General features: G+C 72.5%; 21 protein-coding genes. 13 read left to right on the forward strand and 8 right to left on the reverse strand.

The window, feature by feature from the left end; genetic code table 11:
• Positions 1–218 precede the first annotated feature (218 nt).
• The 4 genes from ABD331_RS21635 to ABD331_RS21650 all read left to right on the forward strand — a co-directional run bounded on the left by ABD331_RS21635 (position 219) and on the right by ABD331_RS21650 (position 6,803).
• Positions 219–1,595 carry an MFS transporter gene (locus tag ABD331_RS21635; RefSeq protein WP_344477494.1) on the forward strand — a complete coding sequence of 459 codons (1,377 nt, stop codon included), beginning with the start codon at positions 219–221 and terminating at the stop codon, positions 1,593–1,595.
• Positions 1,596–1,780: 185 nt separating this feature from the next.
• Positions 1,781–2,959 carry a ThiF family adenylyltransferase gene (locus ABD331_RS21640; RefSeq protein WP_344477496.1) on the forward strand — a complete coding sequence of 393 codons (1,179 nt, stop codon included), beginning with the start codon at positions 1,781–1,783 and terminating at the stop codon, positions 2,957–2,959.
• Between the two features lie 126 nt (positions 2,960–3,085).
• Positions 3,086–4,339: an SGNH/GDSL hydrolase family protein gene (locus ABD331_RS21645; RefSeq protein WP_344477498.1), complete on the forward strand. Its 1,254-nt coding sequence runs from the start codon at positions 3,086–3,088 to the stop codon at positions 4,337–4,339.
• Between the two features lie 193 nt (positions 4,340–4,532).
• Positions 4,533–6,803 carry an ATP-binding protein gene (locus ABD331_RS21650; RefSeq protein WP_344477500.1) on the forward strand — a complete coding sequence of 757 codons (2,271 nt, stop codon included), beginning with the start codon at positions 4,533–4,535 and terminating at the stop codon, positions 6,801–6,803.
• Here ABD331_RS21650 and ABD331_RS21655 read toward each other — a convergent pair.
• Positions 6,787–7,743: an alpha/beta hydrolase gene (locus tag ABD331_RS21655; RefSeq protein WP_344477502.1), complete on the reverse strand. Its 957-nt coding sequence runs from the start codon at positions 7,741–7,743 to the stop codon at positions 6,787–6,789. The genes ABD331_RS21650 and ABD331_RS21655 overlap by 17 nt on opposite strands.
• Before the next feature lie 188 nt (positions 7,744–7,931).
• On the opposite strand from ABD331_RS21655, the gene ABD331_RS21660 reads away from it, so the two are divergent.
• Positions 7,932–8,657: an alpha/beta fold hydrolase gene (locus ABD331_RS21660; protein WP_344477504.1), complete on the forward strand. Its 726-nt coding sequence runs from the start codon at positions 7,932–7,934 to the stop codon at positions 8,655–8,657.
• Here the strand turns inward: ABD331_RS21660 and ABD331_RS21665 are convergent.
• Positions 8,598–9,908, reverse strand: a complete 1,311-nt coding sequence (locus ABD331_RS21665; RefSeq protein WP_344477506.1) for an MFS transporter — start codon at positions 9,906–9,908, stop codon at positions 8,598–8,600. The genes ABD331_RS21660 and ABD331_RS21665 overlap by 60 nt on opposite strands.
• A 72-nt stretch (positions 9,909–9,980) precedes the next feature.
• Between ABD331_RS21665 and ABD331_RS21670 the strand changes: the two genes are divergently transcribed.
• On the forward strand, positions 9,981–10,823 hold the full coding sequence (locus ABD331_RS21670) for a LysR family transcriptional regulator (RefSeq protein ID WP_344477508.1): 843 nt from the start codon (positions 9,981–9,983) through the stop codon (positions 10,821–10,823).
• Positions 10,824–10,914: 91 nt separating this feature from the next.
• Positions 10,915–11,319, forward strand: a complete 405-nt coding sequence (locus ABD331_RS21675; RefSeq protein WP_344477510.1) for a hypothetical protein — start codon at positions 10,915–10,917, stop codon at positions 11,317–11,319.
• On the opposite strand, the gene ABD331_RS21680 is transcribed toward ABD331_RS21675, so the two are convergent.
• Entirely contained in the window at positions 11,320–12,351 is a 1,032-nt protein-coding gene (locus ABD331_RS21680) for an NAD(P)H-dependent flavin oxidoreductase (protein ID WP_344477512.1), read from the reverse strand.
• A 201-nt stretch (positions 12,352–12,552) separates the two neighbouring features.
• Here ABD331_RS21680 and ABD331_RS21685 point away from each other — a divergent pair, with 201 nt between their 5' ends.
• Positions 12,553–14,091 (forward strand): long-chain-fatty-acid--CoA ligase, encoded by a 1,539-nt coding sequence (locus tag ABD331_RS21685; protein ID WP_344477515.1) that lies wholly within the window; start codon positions 12,553–12,555, stop codon positions 14,089–14,091.
• Positions 14,092–14,110: 19 nt separating this feature from the next.
• Here ABD331_RS21685 and ABD331_RS21690 read toward each other — a convergent pair whose 3' ends face one another.
• Positions 14,111–14,971, reverse strand: coding sequence for a helix-turn-helix transcriptional regulator (locus ABD331_RS21690; RefSeq protein ID WP_344477764.1), 861 nt, complete (start codon positions 14,969–14,971; stop codon positions 14,111–14,113).
• Between the two features lie 128 nt (positions 14,972–15,099).
• Here ABD331_RS21690 and ABD331_RS21695 point away from each other — a divergent pair, with 128 nt between their 5' ends.
• The 3 genes from ABD331_RS21695 (at position 15,100) to ABD331_RS21705 (ending at position 19,016) form a co-directional block, all read left to right on the forward strand.
• Positions 15,100–15,810, forward strand: a complete 711-nt coding sequence (locus ABD331_RS21695) for a hypothetical protein (protein ID WP_344477517.1) — start codon at positions 15,100–15,102, stop codon at positions 15,808–15,810.
• 42 nt (positions 15,811–15,852) lie between these two features.
• Positions 15,853–17,475: a DUF4132 domain-containing protein gene (locus ABD331_RS21700; RefSeq protein ID WP_344477519.1), complete on the forward strand. Its 1,623-nt coding sequence runs from the start codon at positions 15,853–15,855 to the stop codon at positions 17,473–17,475.
• Positions 17,476–17,573: 98 nt separating this feature from the next.
• The gene (locus ABD331_RS21705) at positions 17,574–19,016 is read left to right on the forward strand and encodes a beta-propeller fold lactonase family protein (RefSeq protein ID WP_344477521.1); all 1,443 of its coding nucleotides are present in this window, start codon (positions 17,574–17,576) and stop codon (positions 19,014–19,016) included.
• A 10-nt stretch (positions 19,017–19,026) separates the two neighbouring features.
• Here the strand turns inward: ABD331_RS21705 and ABD331_RS21710 are convergent, their stop codons facing one another.
• From ABD331_RS21710 to ABD331_RS21720, 3 genes are all read right to left on the reverse strand, one after another.
• Complete coding sequence (locus tag ABD331_RS21710; protein WP_344477523.1) at positions 19,027–19,827, reverse strand: AfsR/SARP family transcriptional regulator; 801 nt, start codon at positions 19,825–19,827, stop codon at positions 19,027–19,029.
• A 208-nt stretch (positions 19,828–20,035) separates the two neighbouring features.
• A complete protein-coding gene (locus tag ABD331_RS21715; RefSeq protein WP_344477524.1) occupies positions 20,036–21,139 on the reverse strand; it encodes a lactonase family protein in 1,104 nt (367 codons plus the stop codon).
• A gap of 101 nt (positions 21,140–21,240) precedes the next feature.
• On the reverse strand, positions 21,241–22,197 hold the full coding sequence (locus ABD331_RS21720) for a GntR family transcriptional regulator (RefSeq protein WP_344477526.1): 957 nt from the start codon (positions 22,195–22,197) through the stop codon (positions 21,241–21,243).
• Between the two features lie 205 nt (positions 22,198–22,402).
• Between ABD331_RS21720 and ABD331_RS21725 the strand changes: the two genes are divergently transcribed.
• Entirely contained in the window at positions 22,403–23,350 is a 948-nt protein-coding gene (locus ABD331_RS21725; RefSeq protein WP_344477528.1) for a hypothetical protein, read from the forward strand.
• A 170-nt stretch (positions 23,351–23,520) separates the two neighbouring features.
• A complete protein-coding gene (locus ABD331_RS21730) occupies positions 23,521–24,882 on the forward strand; it encodes a M35 family metalloendopeptidase (protein WP_344477530.1) in 1,362 nt (453 codons plus the stop codon).
• 167 nt (positions 24,883–25,049) lie between these two features.
• On the opposite strand, the gene ABD331_RS21735 is transcribed toward ABD331_RS21730, so the two are convergent.
• Entirely contained in the window at positions 25,050–25,247 is a 198-nt protein-coding gene (locus tag ABD331_RS21735) for a hypothetical protein (protein WP_344477532.1), read from the reverse strand.
• Positions 25,248–25,310: the final 63 nt, after the last annotated feature.

The following is a 25,310-nucleotide window of genomic DNA, read 5'->3' on the forward strand; positions in this document are numbered from 1 at the left end:
CAGTGGACCGTCCAGTGACGGGTGTGACGCTCCCATCCGCTGGACCAGACCCCATCACGTCATCATGCCCGCAATGGCGATCTGACCTGCGCGAACACCCGCCGCGCGCGACCTCGGCGGGACGATCCGATCCGCATCGACGTCACAGGAGACTCATCCGCAGCCACCGGACCCGCGAATCTCTCATGCTCAACCGCAAACAGATCGCGAGGTCGTTCATGCCAAGCCCCACGCCGCGCAGCATGATCCGGCCCGGAAGGCGTCTCAGCCTGCCGCCGCTGGCCCTGCTGATCACCGGCCAGGCGCTGTCGGGGCTGGGCGACCGCTTCTTCGTCGTCGCCTTACCGGCGATCCTCCTGCAACGGTACGGCACGGGCACTCTGGCGCTGGTCCTCACGGTCTACGGCGCGGCGCGGCTCGCGGGCCTGTTTCTCGGCGGGCCCTTCGCGGACCGCTTTCCCCCGCGTCAGATCATGCTGACGGCCGACGTGGCCCGCGCCGTCGTCATCGGGGTCCTGTGCCTGCTGGCCTGGACGGGCCGGGCCGGGGTGTGGGAGCTGTGCGCGGCCACCGCGCTACTCGGCCTGGCCTCTGGAACGTTCCTGCCTGCCAACTTCTCCATCATCCCGGCGATCGTCGAGGAGTCGCGCATCCAGCGGGCGACCAGCCTCAACTACGCGACCACGCAGGCCGTCGCCCTCGGCGGCCCGGTGATCGCGGGCGTCGCCGTCGCCCGGTTCGGCGCCGGGCCCGCGCTGGCGGCGGACGCGATCTCCTACCTCGTGTCCGTGGTGACGCTCTGGCTGATGAGACGGCCGGCGCCCGACGCGACGGCGATGCGTGAGGCCACCGCGATGCGTGACGCCACCGCGATCCGTGACGCCACCGCGATGCGTGACGCCACCGCGATCCGTGACGCCACCGCGATCCGTGACGCCACCGCGATGCGTGACGCGACGGCGGCCCCCGCGGCGCGGGCGGCCGGGCTGTGGGGCGTGCTGCGCGAACGTCCGCTGCTGAAGGTGATCATGACGCTGGCCGCTGTCGGCAACCTCGGGTTCGCCGGGGTCCTGGAGGTCGGCCTGCCGGCCCTGCTGCACCAGACCGTCTCACCGTTCGCCGCCGCGTACGGGATCGTGCTGGGCGCCTTCGGGCTCGGGGCGCTGCTGGGCAGCCTCGTCGTGGGCGCGCGGCCGACGCCGCGGAACCCGGTGCGGCTGGCGGTCGCGCTGCTGCTCCCGCAGGCCGTCATGCTGGCCGCGGCCGGGCTCACCGGCGGACCCGCGCCGACCACGCTGCTGTTCCTCGGCGTCGGCTTCACCAACGCGGCCGCCAACGTGCTGCTGATGGCCGTGGTGCAGACCGCGGTGCCCGCCGAGGTCCGCGGGCGGGTGTTCGCGGCGCTGCTCGTCGCCTCAGTCGGTTTCTTCCCCGTGGGGGCCTCCCTCGCGGGTCTTCTGGCTTCCGCCACCGGGCCGCGCGCGGTGTTCCTCCTCGCGGCCGCCCTGGTGGCGGTGACAAGCCTGGCCGGCCTCATGTCCCGGCCGGTCAGGTTCTACCCGAGAGGAGGTGAACCACATGCGCTACGAGATTGACCTCTCCGGCGACACGCCCGAGCTCGAAGGTGACAACAACTGGGTGTTCTTCTAAACCCAGGCGCGGAACACAGGTGTGACGGTTCCGGGAGCCGGCGGCTCGTGCCGGCTCCCGGAACCCCGCCCGCCCTGAGGGACGGCCGACAACAAGTGTGAAGGAATACGCGATGGCATACCCCCTTTCCTTGGACCGACACATCCGCGTGAAGCCCATCTATCCGAAATACCGGCTGGACGACGGGTGCTTCCGCATCGGCGCGCAAGCCGGCGTGACGGTGGAGATCTCCGACCCGTACGGCGAGTTGTGGACGCTGGTCGACGCGCTGGACGGCTCCCGGCCGCTCGGCGAGGTGGTGGCGGTCGTCCGCGAGGCGTTTCCGCACCTCGGCCTCGACGACGTGCTCGACGCCGTACGCGACCTGGACGCGCGCGGCTTCGTCGAGGACGCCGGGCCGACCGCGTACGACGGTGATGACCTGAGCCGTTATGTGGGCAACATCAACTACTTCAGCCACTACGACCGGCTGTCCTCACAACGGGGGGCCATCCAGGACCAGTTGCGTGCCGCGCACTGTGTGCTGTTCGGGCTCGGCGGCGGCGGGTCGTACATCCTGCCGCTGCTGCTGGGCGCGGGCTTCGGCCAGATCACGGCCGTCGACTACGACCGGGTCGAGCGGACCAACCTCAACAGGCAGTTCCTCTATCGGGAGAGCGACCTGGGCTCCTGCAAGAGCGAGGCGGCGGCCCGGATCGCCGGTCAGCTCAACCCCGACGTCACCTTCGTCCCCGTACAGCGGAAGATCGAGTCGGCGACCCAGGTCGCCGAGTTGGTGCGCGGAGCCGACGTGGCGATCTGCGCGATCGACGAGCCGCCCTTCATCGCGCAGCGGCGGGTCAACGCCGGTTGCGTGCGGGAGTCCGTCCCGTACGTCGGCGGCGGCTCGTTCGTCACCCGCGGCCGGATGTTCACCGTCCGGCCCTTCGAGACCGGCTGCCTGGACTGCCTGCACCTGTACTACCGTCGCAACGACCCGAAGTACCTCACCAAGCTCGGGGCGGCCCTGCGCTCCGACCTCGGGAGCGTCACGATCGCGTTCCCGCCGCACATCGCCCTGGTCGCGGCGATGATCGCAGGCGAGGCGATCCGGCTGGTCACGGGGCACGCCGAGCCCATCGCACTGGCCCGGCAGATCGACGTGCACTATGAGACCGGCGCGTTGCAGGTGATGTCCGCGTGGCCGCGCGACGAGACCGGCTGCCCGGTCTGCGGCGCGGGCGCCGACGCGGGGGAGTTCGAGGTGTGGCGCGCCGGCCTCTCCTCGCCGGGGGCCTTCGCTGAGCTCGCCCTCGAACACGAAGACTGAACCACCCCGAAGCCCGCCGCGGTGAGGACGCTCGCGCCGGAGGCGGGCCTGTTGACGCCGTGTGTGCGGCATGTTGTGATCCACCCATGCGTATTTCGTACTTATTAAGTAGGAAATAGGGTGGTTATGAGGTTACGTCAGCATGCCGCCGCGGTAGTCGTGTTCCTGGTGAGCGCGGCAGGCATCCAGGCCGTGCAGAGCGGACCCGCGCAGGCGGCCCTGCCCACCGCCGCCGTCGCGCTCGGCGACAGCTTCGTCAGCGGGGAAGGCGCGGGCGACTACCAGCCCGTCCTCGACGCCTCCGGCACGGCGCAGGCCTTCCCCGGCTGGTCGGCGCCCAACAGCAACGCCTACTTCTGCCACCGGTCGGCGAACGCCTCCGTGTTCGCGGCGTCGCTGCCGGGCATCCAGCAACGTTTCAACCTCGCGTGCTCCGGCGCCCAGCCCGCCGACATCGCCGCCCCCTCGAGCGCCAGGGCCGAGGGCCGCGCCGTCGCCTCGCAACTCGACCAGTTGCGCGCCCTCGCGCGGACGCACGACATCGACGTCGTCCTCGTCGGCCTCGGCTCCAACAACACCCAGTTCACCTTCGGCGACGTGGCCACGCTGTGCGCCAACCGCTTCATCGCCGACGCCTGGACCGGCTGGTGGGAGTTCTGGGCCTACCTGAAGGGCGAGGTGCCGCAGCAGCCCTGCGCCGCCGCGGACCTGGCCACCGACGCCGAGGTCGCCGCCGCCACCGCCGAGACCACCGCCGCCCTGCGCCAGATCCTCGACACCCTCGCCCAGATCGACGCCGACGGCGTCCACCAGGTGATCCTGCAGACCTACACCAACCCGCTGCCGCCCGACCTCGCCCAGCAGTACCACGACGAGGACGGCCGCACCGACACCCGCGACAAGTTCCGCGCCCTTGGCGCCGAGCGCTACGCCGCCGGATGCCCGATCCACCGCGCGAGCCTCGCCCCCGGGCACGTGTTCTCCCAGAACCTCGGCTCCCTCGTCAAGAACGCGCACGCCACGCTGGCAGCCGAACGCCCGGCGGCCGACCTGCGCGTACTCGACGTCCAGCGGGCCTTCGACGGGGCCAGGCTCTGCGAGAACCCCGGCAGCCCGGCGGGCGCGCTCGCGACGCCGGTCCGGGTGCAGGACGGGCCGTCCGGCACGTTCGTCACCAGCCTGTCCGGCTGGGACAAGATCGGCATCCAGCGGGCGGCGAACACCTGCGTCACCTACTTCCAGACCTGCCAGGAGTCGTGGCACCCCAACGCGGCGGGCCACACGGTCCTCGGCCAGTGCCTGACCGGCGCCCTCGCCGCGGCGCCCCGTGCGGTCGTCACGTGCGCCCGTAACCCGAACGGCACTCTCAGCGTCTCCTGACGTCTGCGCGGCTGCACGTCCGGCTGCGGGGAGCCGGGCGTACCGGGCGGCCTGGGCTGGCGGTGAGGCGCGTGACCGGACTCGGCGGCCTCCGCCGCGCCGCCCGCTGGTGGCGCATCTCTCCCGGTCAGCGGCACAGCGGCCGTCAACGAGCGGATAGTGTTCTGCGAGGTCCGGGAGAAGAGGGAGACGGGTGGCGGAGTCGTTCGGGGAGTTGCTGCGGAGCATGCGGCACGCCGCCAGGCTGACGATCGAGGAGCTCTCCCACACCTCAGGCGTCAGCGTGCGCGCCATCGGCGACATGGAGCGCGGCACCAGCAGGGGCCCGCAGCGGCGTACCGTGCAGGCGCTGGCCGAGGCGTTGCGGCTCGACGAGGAGCGGCGGGCGAGCCTGTCGGAGGCGGCCAAGGCGGGCCGCCCGCGGCAGGAGGCTCGCGCGCCGGGCGCGTGCGAGCTGCCCCGCGGCGTCGGCGACTTCACCGGACGGACGCGCGAGCTCGGCCTGCTGCGCGACCTGGCCGCACAGGAGCGGGACGACGCCGTCGTGGCGGCGGTGTCGGGGGCGGCCGGCATCGGCAAGACCGCGCTGGCCGTACGGGCGGCAGGACACCTCGCCGGCCTGTTCCCCGACGGCTGCTTCTACCTGGACCTGCGCGGCATGGACGAGGCCCCGCTGGACCCGGGCACGGCGCTGTCGCGGCTGCTCAAGGCGCTGGGCGTGGCCGAGCGGCGCGTCCCCGCCGACGAGGAGGACCGCGCGGGCAACTACCGGGCGCTGCTGCGCGAGCGGCGCTGCCTGGTCATCCTGGACAACGCCGCGAACGAGAGCCAGGTACGCCCGCTGCTCCCGTCGGGTGGCCCCGTCATGACGCTGATCACCAGCCGCCGCCCGCTCGCCGGGCTGGAAGGCGTGCACCAGCTCCCGCTGGCGCACCTGGCCGCCGAGGAGGCGACCGGGCTGCTGCGCGGCATCGTGGGAGCCGAACGCGCGCAGGCCGACCCTGACGGGGTGGCGCGGGTGGCGAGCCTGTGCGAGAACCTGCCGCTGGCGCTGCGCATCGCCGGCAACCGGCTGCAGAGCAGGCCCGCCTGGACACCCGGGCAACTGGCCGCCCTGCTCAGCGACGAGGGGCGGCGGGTGGAGTCGCTCGCCGCCGGTGACCTGTCGGTGGCGGCGGCCTTCGCGCTGTCGTACCGGCAGCTTTCCGTTCCCGCCCGGCGCGGCTTCCGCCGCCTGGCGCTGGCCGCGGCGCCGGACTTCGGGGTGCCGCTGACGGCGGTCCTGGCCGAGCTGGGCCCGGCCGAGGCCGAGGACGCGCTGGAGGAGCTGGCCGACCTCGGCCTGCTGCAGTCGCCGTACCCGGGCCGCTACCGGTTCCACGACCTGGTGCGGCTGTTCGCGCGTTCCCGGCTGTCGGAGGAGGAGCCCGTCGCCGGGCAGGAGCTGGCGCGGCGGCGGATGGACGGGTGGCTGCTGGAGATCGCCACCGTGGCCGGACGCTGGTTCGAACCCGACTACGGGGCGCCGCCGCCCGGCTGGAGCTCGCTGGTCGAGCTGGACGACCAGGAGCAGGCCAGGCAGTGGCTCATGGCCGAGGGCGAGGCGTGGCTGGCGGCGCTGCGGGAGACGGCCCGGCTCGGCGAGCACGCCCGCGTGGTCGAGGTGGCCGAGGCCATGCACTGGTTCTCCGACCTGTGGATGCACTGGGGGCACTGGCCCGAGGTGTTCGGCCTGTCGTCGCGGGCCGCCCGCGCGATGGGCGACCCGGTGCAGGAGGCCGCGCACCTCAACTACCTGTCGTGGGCGCAGACGTACTGCCTGGCGCGTTACGGTGAAGCGGAGGCGACCGCGCTGCGCGCCCTGGAGCTGGCCCGCCGCAGCGGCGACGTACGCCAGCAGGGCTGGTCGTACACGTACGCGACCTGGGCGCTGTGGGGACGCGACGACCAGCGGAGCAAGGAGACGGCGCTGGAGCACACCCGCCGGTCGGCGGAGTGCTTCGAGCAGGCCGGGGACGCCGACGGCTACGCCCAGGCCCTGGTCGGCGTCGGCAACTGCCTGCGCAGGCTCGGCCGGCTGGAGGAGTCGCTGCGGCACTGCCTGGCGACGGTGGAACGGCTGCGCGACCCCGCGTTCGGCGGCTCGCCCGCCATCACCAACCACGCTATCGGCGCGGCGCTGGACGTGGTGGGCGAGACCTACCTCCAACTGGGCCGCTGGCAGGAGGCCGCCGACCACTACCGGCAGGCGCTGTCAGAGCTGCGCACCCGCCCGATCGGCCGGGCCCTGGCGCTGTCGCTGACGAACCTGGGCCAGGCGCTGGTGCGGCTCGGACGGCCGGGCGAGGCCCGCGAGGCGTTCGCCGAGGCCGTCGAGCTGCACGAGGCGGCGGCCGACACGACGCGGGCGGCCGCGGTGCTCAAGGAACTCGACCGCCTGGCGGAGTTCAGCTCGCGGGGGTGAGTGCCCGGCGGAGCGTGCCGATGGCCAGCTCGATCGCCGAGGCGGCCGCCTGCGTCCCGCGCAGCGCGTCCAGCATCACGAAGTCGTGGATGATCCCCTGGTACCGCACGGCCGTCACCGCCACCCCCGCCTCGCGCAGCTTGTTCGCGTACGCCTCGCCCTCGTCGCGCAGCACGTCGGCCTCGCCGGTGATGACCAGCGCGGGCGGCAGGCCGGTCAGGTCGTCGACGGTGGCGCGCAGCGGGGAGGCGGTGATCTCGGCGCGCTGGGCCTCGTCGGTGGTGTACTGGTCCCAGAACCATCGCATGCCGTCGCGGCGCAGGAAGTAGCCTTCGGCGAACTGCTGGTAGGAGCCGGTGTCGAAGGACGCGTCCGTGACCGGGTAGAACAGCACCTGCTGGCGCAGCGTCAGCCCGCCGCGCCGCTTGGCCATCAGGGTCAGGGCGGCGGTCATGTTGCCGCCGACCGAGTCGCCGGCCACCGCGATCCGGCTCGCGTCCAGGTTCTTGGACGCGCCCTGCTCGGCGACCCAGCGGGCGACCGTCCAGTTCTGCTCGATGGCCACCGGGTAGCGGTGCTCGGGCGAGAGGTCGTACTCGGGGAAGACGACGGCGGCGCCGGCGCCCACGGCCAGCTCGCGGACCAGCCGGTCGTGGGTGCGGGCGTTGCCGAACACCCAGCCGGCGCCGTGGATGTAGACGATCACCGGGAGGGCGCCAGTGCTGCCCGCCGGCCTGACGATGCGGGCCTTGACCTGGCCCGTCGGGCCGCCGGGCACCGTCACCCACTCCTCGTCCACGTCGGGCTTGGCGACCGGCCCCGACTGCACCTCGTCCACGGCCTTGCGGCCCTGCTCCGGAGGGAGCTGGAAGAGGTACGGCGGCTCGGCGGTCGCGTCGGCGAAGGCTTGCGCGGCGGGTTCCAGGACAGGCTTGCTCATGTTCGCTCCAGAAAAGGGCGGGGCTCCGGTATGGGAGGGGAGCTCCCGTTTCGCTCCACATCCAAGCGCGCGCCCCCAGCGCAGCACGAGGCAGAACCACAGGCAGAAGTACGTTTCCGCCTCGTACCCGCCCCTCGTGGCCTGTTTGGATCGCCACCTGGAACACCTTCCTCCTGAGGAGCAATCGCATGCCGAACAGCAGCACCCCGACCGTCGTCCTCGTCCACGGAGCGTTCGCCGACGCGGCGAGCTGGTCGGGCGTCATCACCGAGTTGCAGCAGCACGGCGTCCCTGTGGTGGCGCCGCCCAACCCGCTGCGCGGCCTGCCCGCCGACGCGGCCTACGTCGCCTCCGTGGCGTCCCGGATCGACGGGCCCGTCGTGCTGGCCGGGCACTCCTACGGCGGCGCCGTCATCACCGTGGCCGGCGCTGCGCAGAACGTCGCCGGTCTGGTCTACGTGGCCGCCTACGTTCCCGACGAGGGCGAGAGCCTGGGCGAGCTGCAGGGACGCTTCCCCGAGCCGCCGCTCGCGGCCTCCCTGCGCCAGTCCGCCTACCCGGGCGAGGACGGCCAGGACGCCGTCGAGTTCACCATCGACCCGCAGGCGTTCCCGCAGGTGTTCGCCGCGGACGTGCCCGAGGAGGTCACCCGCGTGCTGGCGGTGACGCAGCGCCCGCTGGCCGCCGCCGCCTTCACCGACCGGGCGAGCACGGCGGCCTGGCGGACCAAGCCGGCCTGGGCCGTCATCGCCGGCGCCGACCAGGCGATCAACCCCGAGGTTCAGCGGTTCGGGGCGGCGCGGGCGGGGGCGAGCGGCGTGGAGGTCGCGGGGGCTTCACACGCGGTGGCGGTGTCACGTCCCAAGGAGGTCGCCGCCGTGATCCTCGAAGCGGTCGGCGCCCTCTCGGCCTGACCCGGCCTCCGCTGACACCGCTGCTCCGACGCGCCCTGACCTGACCTCCGCGGACGCCGCTGCTCCGGCGCGCTCCTGGCCGCCGAGCGGAGGCCGCGTCCGCGCGGACGAGCGGCGGGTCAGCAGGAATCCGGCCAGCGCGGCCGCGAGCCCGGCCAGCCCGGCCGCCGCGAAACCGCCCGCCGGTACGGAGACGTCGATCGCCACCCCGACGACCGGGGCGCCGACCGCGAACCCCGCGCCGGCCGCCGAGGCCTGCAGCCCCGTCGCCTCACCCCGCACCCCGGCCGGCGCCAACCGGCTCACCGCGTCGGCCACCGTGGCGAGGGTCGGCGCGGTGAGCAGCCCGGCGCCGGCCACGGCCACGCACAGCCAGAGCCAGTCGTGCGCGAGCCCGGCGGGAACCGTCAGCAGCCCGAGCAGGCCGAGCAGCAGCCACGTGGGCAGCGGCCGGGGCAGCACGCCGTAGACCAGCCCGCCCACGACGGACGTCACGCCCAGCACGGCCACCACCACCGCGGCCCAGGACACCTGACCTGCCTCTTCGAGCGTCGCGACGACGGCCAGGTCGATGCCGCCGAGCAGCATCGTGGTGCCGAACGCCATCGTCAAGGCAGCGATCATGCCCGGCCCCAGCCACTCCCGGCGCGGCGGCCGTCCGGCCCGCACTTCTTCCCGGGCCCGCAGCGGCGGATTCAGCCAGGCGATCCCGGCTCCACCGGCCACGATCACGGCGCCGACCCCCCACACCACCGCACCGGGCGACGTGCTCGCCGCGCCCACGATCACCACCGCCGGCCCCACGACGTACGACAGCTCGCCCTGCACCGCCTCCAGCGCGAACGCGGCCCGCCGCTGCGCCGACGTGGTCATCGCGGCGATCGCCTGCCTGGTCACCGGCTGCGCCGGCACCATCAGCAGACCGGCCAGGAAGGCGGCGGCCAGCAGGACCACGTACGGCAGGACCGGCACGCTCAGCCAGAACACGACCTGCACGCCGACCGTCACCACCAGCACGCGACGCAGGCCGCGCGCGTCGATGAGGCGGCCGAGCAGCGGCCCGCCCAGCGCCACCCCGGCGGTCAGCGCCGCCACGACGCCGCCCGCCGCGGCGTAGCTCAGGCCCAGCCCCAGCACGACGTACAAGGTCAGCGCCATCGCGTCGGCCGTGATCGCGACGCGCGCGAACAGCGAGACGGCCAGGAGCGACGCCATCCCCGGCACGGCGAGCACCTGTCGGTATCCGGTCACCTGGGTGACGCTAAATCAGTTGCCGGGCCATAGGAAGTGGTCGATTCGTTGGGGGTGCCATAATCAGTTCTTATGCCCAAGGAGCTTGAGATCGCGTTGCTGCGGTCGTTCGTCACCGCGGTGCGGGCGGGCAGCATCAGCCGCGCCGCGACCGCGCTCGGCCAGACCCAGCCCGCCCTCAGCCAGCAGTTACGCAAGCTGGAGGGCGTCGTCGGCCGTCCGCTGCTGCACCGGTCGCCGTCCGGCGTCTCGCCGACGGGGGCGGGGGAGGAGCTGCTGCCGTACGCCGAGCGCATTCTCGCGCTCTCCGCGCAGGCGCTCACCGAAGCCGGGCGCGCGCTCACCGGCCACTGCGGCGTCGGCCTGCACGAGGACCTCGCCGCCGCCCAGCTCCCGCAGGCCCTCGCCGACCTCGCCCACGTGCACCCCGGCACGACGCTGGAGGTGCTCACCCTGCCCAAGACCGCGATCAGGGAGGCCTACGACACGGGCCGCGTCCAGCTCGTCCTCGACGAGGTGCCCGACCTTCCCGGGCCGCCCCGCTGGACGGTGCGCCGCCCGCTGGTCTGGGCGGCCGGCCAGGGCGTGGACGTGACCGCCGACCCGCTGCCGGTGGTGCTGTTCTCGAACCCCTGCTTCTGGCGTACGGCGGTGCTGGAGGCGCTGGAGCGCGCCGATCGGCCGTGGCGGATGGTGTTCGAGAGCAACAGCCTCGTCGGCGTGCTCGCCGCGCTCCGGGCCGGGCTCGGCGTCGCGGCGCTCATGCCCTCGAACCTCGAACCGGCCATGGCCTGCCACGACGCGGAGGCCCTGCCCGCGCTGCCGGACGTCGAGCTCGGCCTCGCGCGGCACCCGCGGACCGAGGGGGATCCGCTGATCGACGCCGTGGAGGTCGCGCTGCGCCGCATGATCTGACCGGCCGGTGTCCCTGACGGAAGCTGAGCTGTTCAGTTGTGGCGGCGGATGTGACGATGGCTGGATGGACGTGGCGTTACAAGCTCTGGGCTTGATCTCGCTCTTGATGAGCGTCTACGTGTTTCCGGTTCTGGTACGCCGTCGCGCCGCGACCACCAGAGCGAAGGTGGAGGCCGCACTGGCCGTCGGCGACGAGGTCGGCCCACTCAGGCTCGTCGTCGCCGTGGCCCTGAGTGAGGGCGCCTCGTGGCAGACGGGCACCCTCCGGTACGCCGATCGCCGCATGACCTGGCGCAGGCGTCACCAGGAGATCGACCTGACCGGCGCGTCTGTACGATCCTGGCGGGAGCTGGAGCAGTCGGAGCGGAAGAAGGTGCGCCCGTACGCGATGCACGTGGCGCTCCTCTGCTCCCACCCCGAGCTGGACGACTTCGAGCTGACGGCCGCCCCGGACGACCTGGGCGTGGTGGCCGGGCTGCTCGGCGCCGAGCGGTGATCAGACCCCCGCCGCTCCCGATCCGAACCGGGTCAGCACCGCTTCGGCCTGCGCCATCATGTCCCTCACGATCTCCGCGGCCGGTTTGACGTCGTGGATCAGGCCCACACCCTGCCCCATCAGCCAGGGCATCTCCTCCCAGTCGGCTTCGGTCTCCGCGACCGCCAGCATCAGCGGGAACTTGCGCACCGGCGTCCGCTGCCCCTGCACGACCGTGGTGCCCACCTCTTCCAGGGAGCCGAGGTCGGCCGGGATCTCCGCCAGGCGCTGGTCCCACTCGGCGACCACCCGGTTGCGCTGCAGCCGCATCGGGTTGAAGCGCGGGAACTCCGGCCCGAAGATCGACGTCAGCACCGCGCTGTCCCCGGCGGCGGCCACCAGCCGCCGGTGGTGCTCGGGATGGACACGGGCCTCGCGCGAGGCGACCATCCGGGTGCCGACCCACACCCCGTCCGCGCCCAGGCAGAGGGCGGCGGCGACCTGGCGTCCGTCGGTGATCCCGCCCGCGGCCAGGACCAGCGCCCGCCCGCCCACGGCGTCCACCACGGCCGGCACGCCGACCATGGTCGGCAGGCCGCCGTAGTTGTGGCCGCCGGCCTCCCAGCCCTGGGCGATGACGACCTCCGCCCCGTCGTTCACGGCGAGCCTGGCGGCGTCGGCGGAGCCGACCTGCTCCCACACCGACACCCCGGCCTCGCGCAGCAGCTTCACCTGGTCGGCCGGGGGATGGCCCCAGTGGAAGGAGACGATCGGCACCCGCTCCGCCACGCACACCTCGACCAGCTCGCCGGTGGGGAAGAAACTGATGAGGTTGACGTGGAACGGCCGGTCGCCGGTGCGGTCCCTGACCTCGCGGATCATCTCCCGCAGCCGGTCAGGGGGCAGGAGCGCGGCGCCGATCGCGCCGATCCCGCCGGCGTTGGTGACCGCCGCCGCGAGCTCGGGCGTCTCGGCCACGAAGGCCATTCCCGCGCAGACGAACGGGTACGGGATGGCGTATTTCGCGGTAAGCCTGGTGGACAGCACGGACATGACGGCGTCCTTCCTCGCGACCCTGCGCCCATCGTCCCGCCTCGCGGGCGGCTTGCCCAGCGGGCGGACTGTCCGATGGCGGCCTCGGGAGCTTCGGCGCGTACTGAAAGGTCGGTGGGAGTCGGCACGTTCGTACAAGGCCCGCCGGGACCCGCCGGAGCATCCTGGGGACGGACGACGCGTTCCGACGAGAGGGTCACCATGCTCAACCTGTCGATCATCCTGGAGGACAGCGCCCGCAACGCTCCCGACCGCACCGCCCTGGTCCTCGGCGACCTGCGCCTGCCGTACTCCATGGTGGACTCCGTCGCGAACCAGGTGGCCGGCCTGCTGGTGTCGCGGGGGATCGGCAAGGGCGACAAGGTGGCGCTGCTCTGCCCGAACCTGCCCTACTTCCCGTTCGTCTACTTCGGCATCCTCAAGGCCGGGGCGACCGTCGTCCCGCTCAGCGTGCTGCTCCAGCCACGCGAGATCACCTACCACCTGACCGACAGCGACGCCAAGGCGCTGTTCTGCTTCGAGGGCACCGCCGACCTGCCGACGGGGGCGCGCGGGCGGGAGGGGTTCGACGGCGCGCGGGGGTGTGAGCACTTCTTCGTCCTGCCCGCCACACCGCTGGCGACGGAGTCGGAGCACGGCGAGTCGTTCTGGGCGGCGCTGGACGGGATGCCCGGCCAGTTCGAGACGGTACGAACCGGGCCGGAGGACGTCGCGGCCATCCTCTACACCTCCGGCACCACCGGCCGGCCCAAGGGCGCCGAGCTCACCCACGCGAACCTGCTGCTCAACGCCGTCGTCAGCGACCAGATGTTCCCCACAGATCCCGAGGGTGACGTCTCGCTGGCCGTGCTGCCGCTGTTCCACTCGTTCGGCCAGACCTCCGTCATGAACGTGAGCCTGCGCCGCCGCGCCACCCTCGTGCTGCTGCCGCGCTTCGAGCCCGGCCAGGCGCTGGAGCTGATGCGCACGGAGAAGGTGACGATGTTCGCCGGGGTGCCCACGATGTACTGGGCGATGCTGTCGAAGATCCACGCGGACGGGGCCGAGGTGCCCAGGTCGCTGCAGGTGGCGGTGTCGGGGGCGGCCGCCTGCCCGGCCGAGGTGCTCAAGGACTTCGAGGCCACGTTCGGCATCCCGATCCTGGAGGGGTACGGCCTGTCGGAGACGTCCCCCGCGGCCTGCTTCAACCGGCTCAGCCGGCCCACCAAGCCCGGCACCATCGGCTTCCCCCTCTGGGGGGTGGAGATGCGGCTGGTGGACGGCGACTGGAACACCGTCGAGGGCGAGGGGCCCGGCGAGATCGCCGTCCGCGGCCACAACGTCATGAAGGGGTACTACGGGCGGCCCGAGGAAACCGCCGAGGTGCTGCGGGACGGCTGGTTCCGCACCGGCGACGTCGCCACCCGCGACGAGGACGGCTACTACGCCATCGTCGACCGCACCAAGGACATGATCATCCGGGGTGGTCTCAACGTCTACCCGCGCGAGGTGGAGGAGGTGCTGATGACGCACCCGGCGGTCTCGCTGGCGGCGGTGGTCGGCGTGCCGCACGCCTCACACGGTGAGGAGGTCAAGGCGTACGTCATCCCGTCGGCCGGCGCGAACGTGACCGAGGCCGAGCTGGGGGCCTGGTGCAGGGAGAACATGGCGGCCTACAAGTACCCGCGGATCATCGAGTTCCGTGACAGCCTGCCGATGGGGGCGACCGGCAAGATCCTCAAGCGCGAGCTGCGCTCATAGCTCGGGCGCCGTTGCTTCGTCAGGGCAGCCAGTCGATCGCGGCGGCCAGCTCGGACGGGGCGTTTCCGAACGTACGGCGGAAGGCGCGGGTGAAGTGGGGGCCGTCGGTGAACCCGGCGGTGTGTGCCGCCGCCGTCAGCGTCTCACCGGCGGCCACCCGGTCGATGGCGTGCCTCAGGCGCAGCCATCGCACGTACGGTCGTAGCGGGATGCCCACGTGGGCGCTGAACAGGTGGGCCAGGCGGCTGGGTGACAGGTGGACGGCTTCCGCGACCGTGCGCAGCCGTACCGGTCCTGAGGGCAGGAGGGCGGGGATGACGGCGATCGCCGCCTCCACCGCAGGGTGAAGCAGGAGCGGGACGTCGCCGGCGCCGCTCCACGCCTCGACGACCCGCAGAGCGCTCGCCGCCTCGGCGGAGCGCGGGTGGCCGGACGGCGGCTCGGCGAACATGACCAGCCGCCTGCCTCCGCGGCCCTCGCCGCCTTCCGCTCGCCTGCCCCCGTGACCTTCCGGCCGCGCGCCCACAGGCCCTGGTTCGATCGGCGGGACGGGCATTTCGCCGACGGGCGGCGACCAGGTCGAAGCCCTCGCCCCCGAGCCGGAACGCGCGAGCAGGCACCGCCCCGGCGAACTACGCGGATCCAGATGGACGAGCAGCGCGTCGCGAGCCCCGGTCAGCACCGTGTGGGCGGTGTCGGGCGGGATGACGGCGATCCGCGTCGTCACCCGCTCGCCGTGACCGTCGCCCATGGTGAACGGCTCGGCGGCGACGATGAGCTGAACCGCGTGGTGCGCATGCAACGCGTTCCCGCCGACCGTGCCGCCGTACAGCATCAGCCCGGGACGCAGGAGGCACCAGCCGCGCCAGGGATGCGACATCACGACCGCCCTCCACGCCCGGGACCCGGTCAACGAGCATACGTTCCGCCCGCCCGCCGCGCCGCCGTCATGCGTGCCGTCGCCAGATGATCGAAAACCGTCGGCCGCTCTCCCTACACTGACCCGCCATGACCACTGAGACGCCGGGCTCCGCCACCTCTTCCGCAACGGAGCCGCCGATGCCGCCGACCGAGGCAAGCCACAGCGAGGACCAGGGCGCCAGCTTCTGGTTCGACAGCGGCGCCGGCGCACGGCTCAGGGAGGCGGCCACGCGGGCATCGGCCGCCTCCCGGGTGGAGCAGGCCATGCGCCTGCTGTCCCGTCCCGACGGCGAACGCGAAGCGGGCACGGCCGCGATCATCACCGACGACGTCACCGACGCCTGGACCCCCGAGGCGGCCGGGCTGTTCCTCGACGAAGCCGCCCGCCAATGGACGTACTGCCACAGCAAGCTCTCGTTCATCCTGCGGTGCCGGCTCGACGCCGGTCACACCCTCACGCCCGAGCAGGTCGCGGGCGTCCGGCGGGTGGCCCTGGTGGGGTGGAGGCGCGAGGTGGTGCTGGCGCCGCTCGTCGAGCAGATTCGATCACCCCTGCTCAACCCGGGCGAGCCCTGGGCCGACCGGATCCTGTCCGAGGAGCTGGACGAGACCTGGACCGCCCTGCTCGAACACGCGCTGACCGCGTCGGGCTCCAAGTCGTCCGCCAGGTGGGCGCGCACCGCCGGCGCCCTGCTGGAGCGGGCCGGCGCCGAGACGGCCAGGGCCCGGCTCACGGGCTGGCTGTCACTCGTCGGCCGCCCCCGGTCCCTGCCCCTGGACGGTGGTTACGAGCACTAGAACGACCCGTACAACGCGGTCGCGCTGCGCGGGCTCATCTGGATGCTCGGCTGCCTGCCCGCACAGCCCGGCACCAGCAGGATGCTGGCCGCGCTGGCCGAGTCCGCGCTGCGCAAGGTTCCGCACCTCGGGCCGCGCCACGCCCCGACCGCCACCTCCGCCATCCACGCGCTGGCCAGGCTCGACGGCGACGACGCCCTGGCGCAACTGGCCCGGCTGGCGGTCACCGTGACGCACCGGGGCACGCTCAAGGTGCTCGACGGCGTCCTCGGCGCCAAGGCCAGGGCGCTCGGCGTCTCCCGCGAGGAGGTGGCGGAACTCGGCGTGCCCGACTACGGCCTGACCGAGGTCGGCCGGCTCGTCCAAGCGGTCGGGGACAGCACCGCCGAGCTGACCGTGACCGCCGGAAAGGCGGCCCTGAGCTGGCGCAACGACAAGGGCAGAACGGTCAAGTCGCCGCCCGCGAGCGTCCGCGCCGGGCATGCGGAGGAGATCGCCGCCCTGAAGGGCGTCGTCAAGGACGTCGGCAAGATGCTCACCGCCCAGTCCGAACGCCTCGATCGCCTGTTCCTCGCCCAGCGATCCTGGACGTACGGGAGCTGGCGGGCCCGCTACCTCGACCATCCGCTGCTCGGCACCCTGGCCAGGCGGCTGATCTGGCTGGCCGGTGACGTCCCGTGCCTGTGGGCCGAGGGCGTGTTACGCGACCTCGACGGCGCGCCGGTCCGCCCCGGCCCTGACGCCGACGTCCGGCTCTGGCACCCGATCGGCCGCGACCCCGCCGAGGTGCTGGGCTGGCGGCGCCACCTGGAACGGCACGAGATCACCCAGCCCTTCAAGCAGGCGCATCGCGAGGTCTACCTCCTCACCGAAGCCGAGCGGGCGGCCGGTGGCCACTCCGCCCGTTTCGCCGGTCATGTGCTGCGCCAGCACCAGCTCCACGCCCTGGCCCGCGCCCGCGGCTGGCGGCACGACCTGCACATGGCGGTCGATGGCGACTTCCCGCCCGCCACCCGCGACCTGCCCGGCTGGGGCGTGCGCGCGGAGTTCTGGTGCGGCCCCGACCACCGCGGCGAGGGCTGGACGCCCTCCGGCGCCTACCTCCACGTCGTCACCGGCGAGCTGCGCTTCTACCCGCCCGACGCGGAGACGCATCACGGCGGCTTCATCGACCCCCGCCACACCCCGCCGCTGCCGTTGACGCGGATCCCGCCGCTGGTGTTCAGCGAGGTCATGCGTGACGCCGACCTGTTCGTGGGCGTGGCCAGCGTCGGCGCCGACCCTGCCTGGCGGGACGGCGGGCCGTACGGCGACTACTGGACCTCCTACGGGTTCGGGCCGCTCCCGGCCACCGCCCGCACCCGCCACGACCTGCTGTCGCGCCTCCTGCCCCGCCTGGCCATCGCCGACCGGTGCTTCCTGGACGACCGGTTCCTGCACGTCCGGGGTGAGCTGCGCTCTTACAAGATCCACCTGGGGTCGGGGAACATCCTCATGTCGCCGAACGACACGTACCTGTGCATCGTGCCGAAGGGCGGGAGCGGGGCGCGGGTGTTCCTTCCGTTCGAGGGCGACGAGGTGCTGGCCGTCATCCTGTCGAAGGCGATGATGCTGGCCGCGGACACCGCCATCCGCGACCCCTCCATCACCGCGCAACTGCGCTGATCCCGCGTGGTGGTGTGTGGGGTTTGTGTACGGGATGCATGGGCTCGCCCCGGAGGATGCCTGGAACGACGGAATCCAGCGATCGAGGTTGATTCGCCATGTCGAAGCTCCGACGTACCACGCTGCTCTGCACCGCCCTGGCCCTGACCGTGACGCCCTTCACCGCCACCTCCGCCGCCACCCGCATGACCGCCCCGCCTGAGCGGTCGGTCTACGTGAACGGGCTGGTCTCCAGGGATGTGATGACGTTCCGCGTCCGGCCCGACGGAGGGCTGGTCACCCCGCCGCGCACCGTGAACGCGGACGGCGGGACGCGCGGCATCGTCCTGTCGGCCGACGGCCGCACGGCGTACGTGGCCGTCGGCTTCGACCCCAACAAGGGGGACGACGCGAGCGTGATCAGGACGTACCGGATCGGCGCCGACGGTGGGCTGACCCCGTACGGCCCGGTCGTGGCCACCGGAGCCGAACCCGTCAGCCTCGCCCTCACACCAGGCGGCGGCACGCTGTACGTGTCGAACCGGATCGACAACACGATCTCGGCGTTCACCGTCGCCCCGGACGGCGCCCTGAGCCCGCTCGGCGAGCCGGTCGCGAGCGGCGAGGTCCAGCCGAACGGCCTGGCCGTCACCCCGGACGGCCGCTTCCTGTACGTCAGCCACCGCGGCAAGGACGCCGGCGACTTCGACGCGGTGACGACCTTCGCCATCGACGCCGGCGGCGCACTGTCCCCGAAGCACGGCTCCACCCCGATCGGCAGGTCCGGCGGAGCCATGGCCGTCACCCCGGACGGGAAGTACCTCTACGTGCCCTGCTCCGACTCCGGAGACCTCTTCGCCTTCGCCATCGGCGCCGACGGCAAGCTGAGCGAGGTCGCCGGCTCGCCGTTCGACCCGCCCGACCTGCCCATCTCGGCCGTGGCGACACCCGACGGACGGCACCTGTACGTCGCCGACGGCGGCCTCCTCCTCAGCGGGAGCAAGTCGGTCACCACGTACGACATCGGCGCCGGCGGCGTGCTGCGGCACCGCGGCGAGGTGGACGCGCACAAGTCGCCCGTCGCGCTGGCCCTGTCGCCGAGCGGGCGCCGCCTGTACGTCTCCAACATCGACTCCGACGACGTGTCCGGCTTCGCGGCCGACCCCGGCGGGGCCCTGACGGCGTTGCCCGGGTCGCCGTACGACATGGGCAAGGGCGACGAGCAGGCCGCGCTGCAGGCCGTCGCCGTCAGCCCGGACCAGGGGCCGGTGGCGTCCCTCAGCTCGCGCGTCGAGGGGCTGCGGGTGTCCTTCGATGCCGCCGCCTCGTCCGACCCCGACGGGCGGGTCGTCCGGTACGACTGGGACTTCGGTGACGGCGCGAAGCTGGCCGATGGGGGTGCGGCGCCGGTGCACACCTATGCGCTGCCCGGGAGGTACGTGGTCACGGTGACCGTGGTGGATGACGAGGGGTGTTCGGTGGTGGCGGTGTACACGGGGCAGTCCGTGTCGTGCAACGGGTCCCCCAAGGCCAGGGCCACGCTTCCGGTCACCGTCCGGTAGCGGCCAGCGGCTAACGGCCTGCGGGGGGTCGGGCACGGCCGGTTCGCCGCCGCTGATGGCGAGCCGGCCGGGCCGGCCCCGCGCCTCCTTCACCGGCAGCAGCACCAGGAGCGCCGGGCGTCAGGAGCGTCGGGTCGTTCTCCAGGATCGCCTGATGCAGCGCCACCAGCTCCGGCCCCGGATCCAGGCCGTGCCCTTCGGCCAGCCGCACCCGATGTTCCCGGTACAGCCGCAGCGCCTCCACCTGCCGCCCCGACCGGTACAACGCGAGCATGACCTGACCCCGCAGCCGCTCCCGCCCCGGATGCTCGTCCACGGCGGCCAGGAACTCGGCCGCCACCTCGCCATGCCTCCCCAGCCGCAGCTCCAGCTCGACGAACTCCTCCCGCGCCGTCAGATACCGGTCGAGCAGGCGGGCGCGGGCGGGCTCGACGTACGAGCCCGACGCCCCGCCGAGCACCGGCCCCCGCCACAGCTCCAGCCCCGCCCGCAACGCGGCCGCCGCCCCGGCGGGCGACCAGCCGGCCGACGCGCGGGCCTCACGGCGGCGCAGCTCGAACAGCGCGTGATCGACCTGCTCGGCCGCGACGGTGAGCAGGTATCCGGCGGGTCCGCTGGACAACATCCCCTCGCCGCCGTGCGCCCGCAGTTGCGCCCGTACGGCCGACATCCCGTTCTGGACCTGGCTGCGGGCCGTACGCGGTTCCGCGCCGCCCCACAGGGCCTCGATCAACGCCTCGGCCGGTACGACCCGGTTGGCCCTCAGCAGCATGAACGCCAGCAGTCCTCGCGTCTGCGCCCGTCGCAGCACATGCGTTCTGCCTGCCACCGTAAGGCCTACCGGGCCGAGCACGGTGAAGAACATGAACCTACGCCTCCGGTGCTCAGCTCCTCATCAGGGGGCACACGCATCCGGCCAGCGCACCCCCGCCAGCACGCCCCAGTCAGCACACGCCCCTGTCGCGCGCCGCTCGTCCGCGCGCCCCCTTGCCCGTGCGCCCCTTCTCCGTGCGCCCCTGTCAGCGCGGCCCGACGGCCACCGACTGGAAGAGCGGACGCTTCCCGCCCGTCGGCACAGCCTCCGCGATCGGCGCCAGCCTCCCATCCGCCCCGACGGCGAACGACAGCAGCTCAGCACGGAGCGTACTGACGTAAGCCCGCCGCCCGTCGGACGTCAGCGCGATACCGACCGGACCGTGCCCGGCGTCGAAGGGAGCATCGGGGACGGCGATCAGCGCCCCGTCGGCGGCGATCGTGAACCCCCACACCTTGGTGGCGACGTCAGGATCAAGGTCCAGGCCCCCGCTGACGACGTACAGCCGCAGCCCGTCCGGAGTCACAGCGGCGCTGACGGGCACGTCCGGCGCGCTGTACGGCGAGCCGGGGACCGCCTTGAGCGAGCCGTCGGCGCCCACCGCGAAGCCGAAGAGCTGGCGCTCCGACACGCTGGTCAGCACCTCGCACGCGACGTAGAGAAACCGCCCGTCCGGGGTGATCGACATGCCGAGCCCGCCGCGCTCGACCGGCACCGGCGCGCCGATCCTGCGCAGCGTGCCGTCGGAGCGCACGGCGAAGACGACGACGAAGCCGGGCGGCTTGGTGTCATCCCCGGTGATCGCGGGCCGGCCGTGGCTGACGTACAGGTAGCGGCCGTCGGGCGTCATGGCGAGCCCGCGCGGGCTGTCCTGCCCGGTGACGGCGGGGGCGCCGAGGACGCGCAGCCGCCCGCCGTCGCCGATCGCGAACGGCGACACGGTCCCGTCATCGGTGTTGGCCGTGTAGAGAGCCCTGCCCGACGGCGACACGACGCTCCCGAACGGGAACGCCCCCGTCCGCACGGGCGGCGCCAGCACGGCGAGCCGCCCGTCGTGGCCCACCTGGTACTGGTGCACGTGGTCGTCCAGGGCCGTCGCGACGTACGCGGTGCGGCCGTCACGGGCGAACACGAGCTGCCGCGGCTGCCGGCCCGTCGCGACGAGCGGCGGGTCGGGCACCGGCCTGCCCTGCCCGTCGAGGCGGAACAGCGAGATGTCGCCGGAGTCGCCGTTCGTGACGTAGAGCATGCCACTCGTGGCGCCTCCGGCCGATTCGGGAAACGGCGTGCGTGCACGCGTGAAGCGCATGATTTCTCCCCCGTTGAATGCTCCAGTGGAGCACGCGGCGCCATCATGGCTGCTTCACATCGGCTTCACACCGAGGGCCGGCGACCGGCGGGGGAGACCGGTCACCGAGGACGCCCCGCACCCCTGCTCACCATGACGGCGAAGCCGTCGAGATGGCGTGCCAGGAGGTACTCGAACATCCCGTCCAGGTCCGACACCGTCTCCTCGGGCAGCATGGCCAGGAGCGGGAATCGTCCAGTGCTGAGAAGTTCGCCGGCCCGCCTGCGCTGGAGCAGCCACCACCCGTCGTGCGTCACGCCGGTCTCCTGCTCGGCCTCGACCTCCTCCGCCATGGACAGCGCCACGGTGTGCACCAGCGCGGGCAGCGTGAGCGCCTCGCGGGCCCGGATCTCCATGGGCAGCTCGAGCTCGTCGAGTGCGCGCAGGGTCCACTCGGTGTGGGCCATCATGTGGGGCACCAGCAAGGGGCGGGTGAACGAGACGGCCCTGGGCAGCCAGAGGTGCCGCCGCGACAGCTCCCACTGCCGGCGGGCGACCAGCTCCAGCTTGGCCCGCCACCCCTCCGGCCCAGGGACGGGCAGCTCCACCTCGCCGAACACCTCGTCGGCCATCTGCGTCACCAGCTCGTCCTTGCCCGTGACGTGCCGATACAGCGACATCGGGCCCGCGCCGAGCTCGGCCGCGAGCCGCCGCATGGACACCGCGCCGAGCCCTTCGGCGTCGGCGATCGCGATCGCGGCGCGCAGGACGTGCTCACGGCTCAGCGAGCCCTTGGGGACGTCGGCCTGCCGAGCCGCTGGACCGGCCGGCCGCTCCTTCCTGCTCGCGCGCGGGCTGACCACCGTACCGGCGCCGACCTTCGCCTCGACCAGCCCCTCGTCACGCAGGGCCGCCACCACCTTGGTCGCGGTCGCGACCGCGACACCCCATCGCTGGGCGATCTGCCGGATGGACGGCACGCGCTCGCCCGGCCGCAGGTCGCCCGCCAGGATCCGGGTACGGAGCTCCGCGACGATACGCCGATAGGGCGGATCCGGACGTTGCGCGGCCGATGCCATGGCCTGCCTCCTCCTTCAATGTACTAGTTCACTATCCAGCACACTAGTGCACTTTATGCGGTCAAAACACCTGTAATGCAAGGCATTTCCATACGATGTACGCATGACATCTGATACACCGTACGCAGCTCTGCGGCGGGCGAAAGCGGCAGTTCGGCGAGACGTGCGGTCGTGGCACCGGCCGCTCACGATCATGGTGGCGGCCATGTCCGCGTTAGTCGTCGTCGCGAGCGCCGGGCTCTTCGCCGACGGTCGCGAGCTCCTGCAACAGTCGATCTGGGCCAAGCCGCTGAAGTTCGGGGTGTCGTTCGTCATGTACGGCGCGACGCTCGCCTGGCTGATCCCGAGACTTCGCCGGGCACGGCGCACCATGTGGCTCGCCGGGACGGTCTTCGCCGTCGCCGGGCTGATCGACGTCGGCTTCATCGTGGTGCAGGCCGCCCGCGGCACCTTCAGCCACTTCAACGCCGGCACCGACCCGTTCAACCAGGTCGGGCAGCAGATCTTCTCCACCGGGGTGTTCGGGCTGTTCGGGGCGAGCCTGATCGTCGCCGTCATGCTGCTGTTCCAGCGAGTCGGTGACGCGGCACTCACCTGGGCCCTGCGCGCCGGGCTCGGGCTGGCGGTTCTCGGCATGGCGCTGGCGTCCTTCATCACCGGGTGGACCTCGTCGGCCGGACCCCGCACCGTCCAGGACGCCTACGGCAGGCCGGTCCCGCTGGTGGGCGGGCACGGGGTCGGGGCTCCGGACGGCGGCGGCATGCCGATCACGAACTGGAGCACCACCGGCGGCGACCTGCGCGTCCCGCACTTCATCGGCCTGCACTCCATCCAGGTGTTCGTGCTCGCGGTGCTGCTTCTCACCGCCCTCGCGACCCGGATCGGCCCGCTGCGCCACGAACGCGTACGCGCGCAGCTCACCGGGGTCGTCATCCTGGGCTACGGCGCGCTGTTCGCCATCACCGCCTGGCAGGCACTGCGCGGCCAGTCGCTGATCCACCCCGACGCGGCCACCTGGACCGCGCTCGCGGCGACAGCAGTCACAACCGCGCTGCTGGCGACCCTTGCCGTCACGGCGGCCCACCGCAACCAGCCCCTTGGGAACGGACCCGTGCACCAGCGCGACGACCACCCCGGGCTGAACCTGCTCTGATCATCCGCGTGTGGTCTCGCTCCGCACGCGAGCACAGCGCCGTACCCGCGTCAGCCTCCCAACCGCCAGGCCCCGGACCCGTCTCGCCGACCTCACGGGAGCTGTAACCCGCGACACTGACGGGGGATCGGCGCGGGTCCACGCTGAGCCGACGACAAGGAGGGCGCGCGATGATCCCCATTCCCACTCCGGCGATACTCGATGCGATCAGGTCCAGGACGAGCTACGTCGCCGAGTCGTACGTGAAGCTAGTCAACGGCGCGTGGCGCGATCTCCCCGACGACGAGGTGCTCAAGGATCTGCGCAACCGCTGGACCAGGGAGCTGTCCCCCGGATGGGTCGAACTCGCGGGCGACCTGACCAAGAGCTCCAAGGAGCGGAAGGCCAGCGGCGAGGCCATGGCCAAGGGGCTGCCCCTGATCGTCGACACGCTCAACCGTCTGCACGGCTGGGTCCCCGACATCAGGAGCAACCTCTGGTTCGAGGGTCTGATCCAGAGGATCGAGAAGGACGTCGTCAACCCGGTCGTCAGAAAGAGCCCGGCGGCGCAGGAGAGCCTGCAGAGGTGCTTCGGGAAGAACGCGGACAAGGCCGCCACGCGCTTCCCCGCCATCCTCAGCAAGTTCAAGGCCCTGCACGCGCGGACCGGCAAGGGCCCCGGCATGGGCTTCGTCTACAGTCCCGACCTGCCTGGCACGATGAGGGCCCTCGCTCATGGTCAAGGGGAGACGGCCTGGGTCGAGGTGGGCAGGAGACTGCTCAACAACGTCGACGGCGACGCGGAGTCGGCGGCGGCGCTGCTGCACGAGGTGTCGCACACGCTCGCCCCGGGCTACTACACGATCGACTTCGCCTACCGTGCGGTCAACGCGCACTACCTGCTCATCCCGGAGCTGGCCGAGGTCAACGCCGCCAACTACGAACAGGTGGCCCTCGACCTGCTCGGCGGCAAGCTCGGCCTCTCGGCTGCCGAGCTGGATCTGCTGCGCAGCGGCAAGGGCACGTTGCTGGAGCAGGTCCACGCGCTGATGTCGTCCCGGGTGATACGCGCCTGGATCCAGGCCCACAACCTCTACAGCGACTCCAAGGAGAAGCCGCTGCCCAGCACCTCCTTGTCCGGCCTGCCCGCCATCCCGGACGGGACCGAGTACAAGGAGGTGGTCACCGGTCTGCTCGATGAGTTCAAGAAACAGATGGACCTCCTGATCAACCGGGTCAACAAGCACCTGACCCTGGGCCGGGACAGCACGCTGCCGGGGCTCAAGGTGGTCTCCACGGCCACCGACACGGCGATCACGCTGCCCCCGGGGTGGGAGGGCGGGAGGACCCCCGACCAGCTCGCCATGGCGTTGCTCGAAGTGGTGGCCAACGAGCTGTGGCCGCCGATCGCCGCGCCGGCGGCGATTCCTCCCGCGTACACCAGCGTGCAGATCGTCGGATACGTCTCAAGCGTGCAGATCCATGAGACGCCGGGTGTGCGGGAGCTGCTGCAACAGTACTTCGACAGCATCGCCAAGCCCGCGAAGGCCTGAGGCCCGGCGCGTGACAGTGCCCACCGCCTCGGGCAGAGGGGGCGGTCACCACCCGCCATCAACGACCCGCGCTCTCGTCGCCACCCCTCGTAGGCCGGGCCAGGCCATCAGCCCGCTCGTCCAGCCATGCCCAGGAGGCGGCACGTCGTAGTAGCCCCGGCCGGCGATCAGAACACTCTCGATGATGTCCTGCTCCGCGGCACCACCAAGCCGCCGTCATTCCGCTCGACCTCGACCTCGTAACGAGTCCGCAGCTCCGCGATCACCTGCTCTGGAGGCGTCGCGAACAGATCCACCCCGAACAGGAACACCTGCGCCTGCGGCTCCGCATTGACGTTTCGGTGAATCTCGACCGTCTGCACCACGCCTGCGGACGGCGCGTACGGCTGCGGCGCACCCCATGCCGCCAGCCCCCGCCCCCGCCTCCT

Source organism: Nonomuraea monospora (assembly GCF_039531895.1).
Taxonomy (GTDB): domain Bacteria; phylum Actinomycetota; class Actinomycetes; order Streptosporangiales; family Streptosporangiaceae; genus Nonomuraea; species Nonomuraea monospora.

Excerpts from the sequence above, each read along its gene's own strand:
- ABD331_RS21635 (WP_344477494.1), top strand. The coding sequence starts at position 219 with ATGCCAAGCCCCACGCCGCGCAGCATGATCCGGCCCGGAAGGCGTCTC.
- ABD331_RS21645 (WP_344477498.1), top strand. The coding sequence starts at position 3,086 with ATGAGGTTACGTCAGCATGCCGCCGCGGTAGTCGTGTTCCTGGTGAGC.
- ABD331_RS21655 (WP_344477502.1), bottom strand. The coding sequence starts at position 7,743 with ATGAGCAAGCCTGTCCTGGAACCCGCCGCGCAAGCCTTCGCCGACGCG.
- ABD331_RS21660 (WP_344477504.1), top strand. The coding sequence starts at position 7,932 with ATGCCGAACAGCAGCACCCCGACCGTCGTCCTCGTCCACGGAGCGTTC.
- ABD331_RS21670 (WP_344477508.1), top strand. The coding sequence starts at position 9,981 with ATGCCCAAGGAGCTTGAGATCGCGTTGCTGCGGTCGTTCGTCACCGCG.
- ABD331_RS21680 (WP_344477512.1), bottom strand. The coding sequence starts at position 12,351 with ATGTCCGTGCTGTCCACCAGGCTTACCGCGAAATACGCCATCCCGTAC.
- ABD331_RS21685 (WP_344477515.1), top strand. The coding sequence starts at position 12,553 with ATGCTCAACCTGTCGATCATCCTGGAGGACAGCGCCCGCAACGCTCCC.
- ABD331_RS21690 (WP_344477764.1), bottom strand. The coding sequence starts at position 14,971 with ATGTCGCATCCCTGGCGCGGCTGGTGCCTCCTGCGTCCCGGGCTGATG.
- ABD331_RS21695 (WP_344477517.1), top strand. The coding sequence starts at position 15,100 with ATGACCACTGAGACGCCGGGCTCCGCCACCTCTTCCGCAACGGAGCCG.
- ABD331_RS21700 (WP_344477519.1), top strand. The coding sequence starts at position 15,853 with ATGCTCGGCTGCCTGCCCGCACAGCCCGGCACCAGCAGGATGCTGGCC.
- ABD331_RS21705 (WP_344477521.1), top strand. The coding sequence starts at position 17,574 with ATGTCGAAGCTCCGACGTACCACGCTGCTCTGCACCGCCCTGGCCCTG.
- ABD331_RS21715 (WP_344477524.1), bottom strand. The coding sequence starts at position 21,139 with ATGCGCTTCACGCGTGCACGCACGCCGTTTCCCGAATCGGCCGGAGGC.
- ABD331_RS21720 (WP_344477526.1), bottom strand. The coding sequence starts at position 22,197 with ATGGCATCGGCCGCGCAACGTCCGGATCCGCCCTATCGGCGTATCGTC.
- ABD331_RS21725 (WP_344477528.1), top strand. The coding sequence starts at position 22,403 with ATGTCCGCGTTAGTCGTCGTCGCGAGCGCCGGGCTCTTCGCCGACGGT.
- ABD331_RS21730 (WP_344477530.1), top strand. The coding sequence starts at position 23,521 with ATGATCCCCATTCCCACTCCGGCGATACTCGATGCGATCAGGTCCAGG.